The organism is Gordonia sp. i37, from assembly GCF_002043085.1.
Lineage (GTDB): Bacteria > Actinomycetota > Actinomycetes > Mycobacteriales > Mycobacteriaceae > Gordonia > Gordonia polyisoprenivorans.
This window is the reverse complement of record NZ_MVPX01000091.1, coordinates 1-8,011: the sequence shown is the minus strand read 5'-3', so window position 1 is coordinate 8,011 and position 8,011 is coordinate 1. Positions and strand designations below refer to the sequence as shown.

11 protein-coding genes and 1 tRNA gene are annotated in these 8,011 nt (G+C 67.4%); 4 read left to right on the top strand and 8 right to left on the bottom strand.

Going from position 1 to position 8,011, the window contains the following annotated elements; translation table 11 throughout:
- From B1964_RS03990 to B1964_RS30900, 4 genes are all read left to right on the top strand, one after another.
- The coding region (locus B1964_RS03990) for a TetR/AcrR family transcriptional regulator (protein ID WP_079928933.1) at positions 1–547 on the top strand (547 nt) is incomplete at its 5' end.
- Between the two features lie 268 nt (positions 548–815).
- On the top strand, positions 816–1,655 hold the full coding sequence (locus B1964_RS03985) for a crotonase/enoyl-CoA hydratase family protein (RefSeq protein ID WP_139765620.1): 840 nt from the start codon (positions 816–818) through the stop codon (positions 1,653–1,655).
- 29 nt (positions 1,656–1,684) lie between these two features.
- On the top strand, positions 1,685–2,515 hold the full coding sequence (locus B1964_RS03980) for an LLM class flavin-dependent oxidoreductase (protein WP_253193877.1): 831 nt from the start codon (positions 1,685–1,687) through the stop codon (positions 2,513–2,515).
- Positions 2,458–2,739: a hypothetical protein gene (locus B1964_RS30900; RefSeq protein WP_253193876.1), complete on the top strand. Its 282-nt coding sequence runs from the start codon at positions 2,458–2,460 to the stop codon at positions 2,737–2,739. The genes B1964_RS03980 and B1964_RS30900 overlap by 58 nt, the downstream gene beginning before the upstream one ends.
- On the opposite strand, the gene B1964_RS03975 is transcribed toward B1964_RS30900, so the two are convergent.
- The 8 genes from B1964_RS03975 to B1964_RS03940 form a co-directional block, all read right to left on the bottom strand.
- Entirely contained in the window at positions 2,717–3,172 is a 456-nt protein-coding gene (locus tag B1964_RS03975) for a VOC family protein (protein ID WP_079928932.1), read from the bottom strand. The two genes, B1964_RS30900 and B1964_RS03975, sit on opposite strands and share 23 nt — an antisense overlap.
- On the bottom strand, positions 3,169–3,627 hold the full coding sequence (locus tag B1964_RS03970) for an AraC family transcriptional regulator (RefSeq protein ID WP_079928931.1): 459 nt from the start codon (positions 3,625–3,627) through the stop codon (positions 3,169–3,171). The genes B1964_RS03975 and B1964_RS03970 overlap by 4 nt, the downstream gene beginning before the upstream one ends.
- Before the next feature lie 110 nt (positions 3,628–3,737).
- Complete coding sequence (gene rplA / locus B1964_RS03965) at positions 3,738–4,454, bottom strand: 50S ribosomal protein L1 (protein ID WP_006370805.1); 717 nt, start codon at positions 4,452–4,454, stop codon at positions 3,738–3,740.
- A gap of 143 nt (positions 4,455–4,597) precedes the next feature.
- On the bottom strand, positions 4,598–5,029 hold the full coding sequence (gene rplK, locus B1964_RS03960; RefSeq protein ID WP_006370804.1) for a 50S ribosomal protein L11: 432 nt from the start codon (positions 5,027–5,029) through the stop codon (positions 4,598–4,600).
- A 90-nt stretch (positions 5,030–5,119) separates the two neighbouring features.
- The gene (gene nusG, locus B1964_RS03955) at positions 5,120–6,010 is read right to left on the bottom strand and encodes a transcription termination/antitermination protein NusG (RefSeq protein WP_079928930.1); all 891 of its coding nucleotides are present in this window, start codon (positions 6,008–6,010) and stop codon (positions 5,120–5,122) included.
- Between the two features lie 146 nt (positions 6,011–6,156).
- Positions 6,157–6,636, bottom strand: coding sequence for a preprotein translocase subunit SecE (secE, locus tag B1964_RS03950; RefSeq protein ID WP_006370802.1), 480 nt, complete (start codon positions 6,634–6,636; stop codon positions 6,157–6,159).
- A 38-nt stretch (positions 6,637–6,674) separates the two neighbouring features.
- Positions 6,675–6,747 (bottom strand) — tRNA-Trp (locus tag B1964_RS03945).
- A gap of 261 nt (positions 6,748–7,008) precedes the next feature.
- The coding region (locus tag B1964_RS03940; RefSeq protein WP_079928928.1) for a PLP-dependent aminotransferase family protein at positions 7,009–8,011 on the bottom strand (1,003 nt) is incomplete at its 5' end.

Here is an 8,011-nt window from a genome sequence, read left to right as displayed (position 1 = left end):
CCCTGTCGGGCGGATCGCGGCGGAGTCCGGCATCCCGCGGTCGACCTTCTATCAGTACTTCCCCAACAAGAGTCAGCTGTTGATCCACGTGGCGGCACTGGCCTCGGAGACCTTCTTCTCGGCACCGCTGAGCTGGTTCAACGACCCGGAGTCCCCCTCGCGGGGCGTGGTCGGCGTCGAGCAAGCCATCGGGACCATGCTGCGCGAATACCGTAGCCACTGGACGGTCATGCGCGCGCTCGACGAATTGTCGTCCTACGATCCGGAGATTGCCGAGTTCTGGATCGGCCGCATCAACGAGTACATCTCGATGATGGGCGGCATCGTCGACGGCTGGCAGAAGGCCGGCGCCATCGGGTCGCAGGTCGATCCCTATGGCGCGACAACAGGTCTCGTGTGGATGGTGGAGCGCACCATCAGCCAGCATGTGCTGCGGCCCACCGGCGACGCCGCGGTGAGCGACGAGCAGTTGGTGACATCGTTGTCACGGATCATCTGGCTGGCCTACTACGACGATCAACCGCGCAACCGCCGCGACTCGACCTGATTCGCAGTGCCCGAGCGCGCCATCCGCTCCACCGCCGCCCCACCGGTGGTGTCTTACTACCCCATTGGGGGTAACGTCTCCCCCCTCGATCGGCTCGACCCACATCGCCTCGAAGCCGTAACGACGCAGATGAACGGCGATTTCGCGATATGTTCGATGGAGTTTGCCGGCCTCCGCACCGACGATCCGAGGCTTGCCATCCCGCTCGGCGTCCGTGTTAGCTTCTCCTGCATCCGAGCCACGCGCATCGTGGAGAAGGAGAGCTCCCATGACGGCATCAACGCGTCCGTCCACGTCCGAGAATCCCTCGTTGGTGATCGACCGGTGCGAGGGAATCGCGTCGGTGCAGCTGAATCGTCCCGCCGCAGCCAATGCGCTCGACGCCGGGCTGTGGTGGTCCCTGGCGTCGGCGTTCGCCGAGATCGACACCGATCCGTCGGTACGCGTCGTCGTGCTCTCCGGGGCCGGGCGCCACTTCTGCGCGGGCATCGACCTGCAGATGCTCGACGACTTCTCCACCGTCGCCGACGACCCGTGTGCCGGACGGGGTTCGGAAGCGTTGCTGGACAGGATCATCGAACTGCAACGCGCGGTCAGTGCCATCGAGGGGTGCCGTACACCGGTGATCGCCGCGATCTCCGGTGCCTGTATCGGCGCGGGACTCGACATCGCCGCCGCCTGCGACGTGCGCCTCGCGGCCGCAGACGCCCGTTTCTGCCTCAAGGAGGTCGACCTCGGAGTGACCGCCGACGTCGGTGTGCTGCAACGTCTGCCGCGGATCATCGGCGAGGGCCTCGCCCGCGAACTCGCCCTGACCGCACGCACCGTCGACGCGCAGGAGGCCCGTGCCATCGGGTTGGTCACGGGGGTCTCCGACGATCGCGACGGCGTCTTGGCCTCCGCACGCGAGCTGGCTGCCACCATCGCCGCGCGGTCACCGCTGGCGGTCCGCGGCACCAAACGCGCACTCAATTTCGCGCGCGACCACCCGATCGGCGACGGCCTCGAGCAGGTGGCACTGTGGAATGCCGCCACCCTGCTCTCCGCGGACCTCGCCGAATCCCTGGCCGCGGCACGGGATCGCCGTACGCCGACCTACCGAGACTGACGATCCATCCACTCCAGAGGAGGTCCGTCGTGCGTATCGGACTGCTGATCAACTATTCGACCGACTTCCGCACCGCCGCCGGCGAAGCGGAGGTCTTCGCGGCCAAAGGTGTTGAACTGCTGGCGGTTCCCGAAGCCTATGCGTTCGACGCGCCGAGCCAGCTGGGCTATCTCGCCGGCCGGATTCCGTCGGTGTCGCTGACGACGTCGGTCATCCCGATCTACTCGCGCACCCCGGCGTTGATCGGGATGACCGCGGCCACTCTCGACTACCTCACCGACGGTCGGTTCTCGCTGGGCCTGGGCACGTCGGGCCCGCAGGTGATCGAGGGCTTGCACGGGGTGCCCTATCACGCGCCGCTCGGGCGTACCCGTGAGGTGATCGAGATCTGTCGCACGGTCTGGACCGGCGCCAAGGTGACCCATTCCGGACGACACCATCCGCTGCCGCTGCCCGCCGATCGTGGCACCGGCCTGGGTAAGCCGCTGGCGTTGATCTCCACCCCGATCCGCCCCGACATCCCGATCCTCGTTGCCGCGCTCGGGCCGAAGAACGTCGAGTTGACCGCCGAGATCGCCGACGGTGGCAGCCGATGTTCTTCGCGCCCGAGCGATTCCGCGACATCTGGGGCGAGCCCCTCGACCGGGGCGGTGACTCCCGCCCCGAACACCTTGGCCCACTGGACATCCACGCACAGGTGCCGCTGGCCGCGGACGGTCCGGGATCACCCGGCTATGAGGCCATCAAGCGGCACTACGCCCTCTACATCGGGGGGGCTCCCGAACGCAACTCCTACTACCGTGTGGCGTGTGCGTACGGCTTCGACTCGGCCGCCGCGGAGATCCAGAAGCACTTCCTGAGCGGCGCCAAAGACGTCGCGGCACAGCGCGTTCCGGATGAACTCATCGAGATGACGGCACTCGTCGGCGATTCGGCGTCGATGGCCGCACAACTCGACCGTTTCACCGCGGCCGGCGTCGGGACCGTGTACCTCATCCCGTTCGACGACGAACCGACCGCCCGGGCCGCCGCCGTCACACAGGTACTCGACGAGGCACGACCTAGGACGCCGGCCATCGCCTGATGTCGCGATCGTCGACCGGACGCTCGTCGGTGCGCTCGGTGATCCGGATGTGGTTGCCGAACGGATCCCGCAGCGCGCAATCGATCCCGTACGGCTGCTCCTGCGGCTCCTGGGTGAACTCGACGCCCTTGGCCACGAGGTCGGCGTAGGTGGCCCGGCAGTCGTCGGTACCGAGGATCGCCGCCGTGCCCAGCGCACCCTGGGTGAGCAGATCGCGAATCGCCTCTGCCGCTTGCGGTGTGGTGGCCGGCGGGCCGGGCACCGTCAGCAGGATCTCGCGGTCGGGTTGGGCGGGCGGGGCGATGGTGAGCCAGCGCATGAATCCCATGTCCACGTCACTGCTCACCTCGAAACCGAGTGCGCCGACATAGAAATCGAGCGCCTCTTGATGATCGAGGACGAAGATGGAATGAATGGCAACCGAGGTGATCATGACGACGACGCTACGGGCTCCACGCCGGTGAGCGCTTCTCCGAAACTGCGCAGTCCGGTTGCCGGTCGCGTCCAGTCCCGGACCACGCAGCCCGGCACAGGGATCGGGGCCGCGGCACGGCGATAGGCCGTCGGCGTACATCCGACGATGGCGGTGAACGTCCGGGAGAACGTCCCCACGCTGTCATAGCCGACCGCGAACGCCGCGTCGGTGACCGTCCGACCCGACCTCAGTGCGGCACAAGCCCGTTCGATCCTGCGCCGCTGCAGGTAGCGGTGTGGGGTCTCGCCGAACAGCGCAGAGAATCGGCGACTGAAGTGCGCGGACGACATCACCGCGATCCGGGCGAGTTCGTCGACGTCGAGCCGTCGCGCGTGATGCCGGTCGATCGCATCCCGCGCACGCAACAGCCGCCGGTTCTCGTCCTCGCGGGCCGACATCACGCTACGGTTCACCCGCTCATGCTCTCACCGTCGTCGGGCCGTCACAACGATCGCCGGGCCGCACAACGACGACACCCCCGACCGCACCAGGGCAATCGGGGGTGTCGAGGAGTCGAATTCGCTCAGGCCTGCGCAGGCTCGGCGAAGTTACGGGTCACCGCCGGGTCGACCGGGATGCCCGGGCCCGTGGTGGTGGAGACGGTGACCTTCTTGATGTAGCGGCCCTTGGCAGCCGACGGCTTGGCGCGCATGATCTCGTCGTAGGCGGCACCGTAGTTCTCGGCCAGCTTGGTGGCGTCGAACGAGGCCTTGCCGATGACGAAGTGCAGGTTCGCTGCCTTGTCGACGCGGAAGTTGATCTTGCCGCCCTTGATGTCGTTGATGGCCTTGGTCACGTCGGGGGTGACGGTGCCGGTCTTCGGGTTCGGCATCAGACCACGCGGGCCCAGGACGCGCGCGATACGGCCGACCTTGGCCATCTGATCGGGGGTGGCGATCGCGGCGTCGAAGTCCAGCCAGCCGCCCTGGATCTTCTCGATGAGATCCTCGGCGCCGACCTCGTCGGCACCGGCGGCCACGGCCTCGGCGGCCTTGTCGCCGGTGGCGAACACGATCACGCGGGCGGTCTTACCGGTCCCGTGGGGCAGATTGACGGTGCCTCGAACCATCTGGTCCGCCTTGCGGGGGTCGACGCCCAGCCGGATCGCAACCTCGACGGTCGCGTCGGTGTTCTTCGACGACGTGTCCTTGGCCAGCTCGGCAGCCTCCAGCGGGCTATAGAGCTTGCTCTTGTCGACCTTCTCGGCCGCGGCCGCGTAGGCCTTGCTCTTCTTGCTCATTGCTCTGTTCTTTCTCCGTGAAACGATTCGGGTTGGTGGTGCGGGCCGAGCCGGCCCTCCCACTACATCTGAAGACTCTCAGCCTTCGGTGACATCGCGAGATCGCGAGCTCACTCGACGGTGACTCTCGCGAGATCGCGAGCTCACTCGACGGTGATGCCCATCGACCGAGCAGTACCGGCGATGATCTTCGCGGCCTGATCGATGTCGTTGGCGTTGAGGTCTTCCTGCTTGGTCTTGGCGATCTCGCGGACCTGATCCATCGAGACCTTGCCGACCTTCTTGGTGTGCGGCTCGCCGGAGCCCTTCTGCAGACCGGCAGCCTTGAGCAGCAGCTTCGCCGCCGGCGGGGTCTTCAACTTGAAGTCGAACGACCGATCTTCGTACACGAAGATCTCCACCGGAATGACGTTGCCACGCTGCGACTCGGTCGCGGCGTTGTACGCCTTGCAGAATTCCATGATGTTCACGCCGTGCTGACCAAGCGCCGGACCCACGGGCGGGGCCGGGTTGGCCGCGCCTGCCTGGATCTGGAGCTTGATGATCCCGGCAAGCTTCTTCTTCTTGGGAGGCATCTCTAGTTCCTTGGTTGTTCTTCTTGCTGATCCACGTCCGCTGGAGGCGTGGAAGTCTTGTTGTCAGCCGGTCACCGGCTGACGGGCGAATCAGATCTTTTCGACCTGATTGAAGCCGAGCTCGACGGGCGTCTCGCGACCGAAGATCGACACGAGCACCTTGACCTTGCGCTGCTCGGCATTGACCTCGGAGATCGAGGCGGGCAGCGTCGCGAACGGTCCGTCCATGACGGTGACCGACTCGCCGACCTCGAAATCGACCTCGATGGTCGAGGTGACCGCGGCTGCGGCGGCCTCGACGCTCTCGCCGGCAGAGGCGGCCTTGGCGGCGGACTTCTTGGCCTCGGTGCGCGGCATCAAGAACTGCAGCACCTCGTTGAGGCTCAACGGCGACGGCTTGGAGGTCATTCCGACGAAGCCGGTGACACCCGGGGTGTTGCGCACCGCGCCCCACGACTCGTCGTTGAGATCCATGCGCACCAGGATGTAGCCGGGCAGCACCTTGCGGTTGACCTTCTTGGGCTGGCCGTTCTTGATCTCGGTGACCTCTTCGGTCGGCACCTCGACCTGGAAGATGTAGTCGCCGACGTCGAGGTTCTGCACGCGGGTCTCGAGGTTGGCCTTCACCTTGTTCTCGTACCCGGCGTAGCTGTGGATGACGTACCACTCGCCGGGCGCGCGACGCAGTTGCTTGCGCAGCTCCTCGACGGGGTCGGTCTCCTCGGGCCCGGCAGGAGCGTCGGCCTCGCCGGCCACCTCGTCGGTCGCCACCTCATCGGTGGCTGCCTCATCGGTGGCTGCCTCGTCGGCCTCGACCGCGGCCTCGCCGCCCTCGACGGCAGCGGCCTCGTCCTCGGCAGCCTCGGCCTGCGCCTCGACACCGGGGTCGTCGGTCTCGTCCACGAGGGTCTCGTCGGTGACGGCCTCGTCGGTCACGACGCCTTCGACGTCAGCCGCTTCGGTGTTCTCCGGGGTGCTCACTGCAGCCCACGCTCCTCTTTCTCACAGTTTCGGTCAGGTCTCACGTCGTTCGCCCGGTCGTCACTCGACCGTGCCGTCCGTCGTGCGCCGACGACCGGTCCGTCGGGCGCCCCGAGATGGTCGGTGCGCTCACTCGAGGTGAACCGCTAACCGAACAGCCAGAGGACGCCCTTGGCGAAGCCGAGGTCGATGCCGAAGATGAAGGCGGTCATGATGACCACGAACACCAGCACGACGGCCGTGTAGACGACCAGGTCGCGGCGGCTCGGCCAGATGACCTTCCTCAGCTCGGCGACGACCTGCTGCAGGAACAGCCAGATCCGTACGAACGGATTGTGGCTCTCCGCAGGCGACGCCTTCTTCTTGCGTTCCTTGACGGCGACCGCGGTTCCGCCTGCGGAATCCGAGTCGTCGTCGGAGGTGCCGGCGGCAGACGCCGAACGGCGACCCCGACCCGAACGCTTACCGGACGGACGGAGCTCGGTGTCGGCCGACTTCGTCAGTGACGTCGTGCTCTCGCCGTCGGAATCGTCGGTGGCATCGGAGACCTCGAGCTCATCGGCCGCCGACGCGGCGGTGTCCCCCGCGGCATCTTTGGCGCGGGCTGCTCGATCTCGCTTGCTCAACTTCGAGGTCCTCTCGTCAACGTGTGCCCTCACCAGGGCAGGGGCGACAGGACTTGAACCTGCAACCTGCGGTTTTGGAGACCGCTGCTCTGCCAGTTGAGCTACGCCCCTTTGCGGCCGTCACGTCCCGGCAAGAAATCCCGCCGGGCCACTCGGGCCACCATCTCGATCCACCCTACGGACTGGTGTGTCGACACCGTCCGGCCGCGTGGCCTTCGGCTACCGACATTCCGCCGTTCGACAGAATCAACCGTCCGACAAAACCAACGCGCCACCCCATGGGTAGCGCGCAAGTCTAAGTCAACCGAGACACTTCAGTGTAGAACATGGGCCCTGCCGAACCCAAAACGCCCCGGGAACACCCGGTCGGCGTCAGAGGCTCTCCGAGAGAATCCGGACGGCGTCATCGTATCGATCCGGGGTGACCGCAGAATAGGTGAGCCGGACGAACAGGCCGGTCGGCTCCGCGGGAAACCACTCGGCACCCGGCGAGATCGCGAGACCCTTGGTCAGCGCCCGCGCGACGACGGTGTCGGCGTCGGGCAGCGCGTCGCCGGCCCTGCCGACGCCCAGGTCTACCCAGAGATGCAGTCCACCGGCCGGCCGGCGCGGATCGAAGCCGGCGCCACGCAGCGCGGCCAGCAGGGCGTCGCGCCGGTCCCCCAACGCGCGGGCAAGTGTCTTTCGGTGGGTGCGCCACGCCGGTCTGCTCACCACGTCGAGGGCGGCCCACTGCAGGATCGGCGAGACGAAGAGATCCGAATGCGCCAGCGCCTGCTCGATGCGCACCCGTGCCGGTCCGCGCGCGAGAATCCCGGCCACCCGCATCGACGGCGACATGCTCTTGGTCAGCGACCTGACGTAGACGACGTGCCCGTCGCGGTCGGCGACGGCGAGCGGCCGCACCGGCTCGTCGATCCCGAGGTCGTGCGCCCAGTCGTCCTCGACGAGGAACGCGCGGTGTGCGGTGATCACATCGAGGATCGCCGACCGCTGCCCGGCATCCCAGCGGTCGCCGGTGGGGTTGGCATGGTTGGGCTGGGCGTAGAAGACGCGTGCGCCCGACGACGTCAGCGCCGCGTCGAGGTCGTCGGCCCGGGGTGCGCCGTCGGATCGGGGCACCGGCACGATCACCAGACCGGCCTGCCGGGCGGCGCCGATCGCACCCCAGTAGGTCGGCGACTCCATGACGATCGCTTCGCCGGGGGCGGCGAGCGCGCGGAACGCCGCGGCCAGCGCCGCCTGCCCACCCGAGGCGACCATCACATCGGCGGAGTGCCAGGACTCGGCGGGCGCAGACCCAGAAGAGTCGGTATGGGAGAGCTCGCCGGCGAACCAGCGCCGCAACTCCGGAATCCCCGCGATCGGCGGGCGG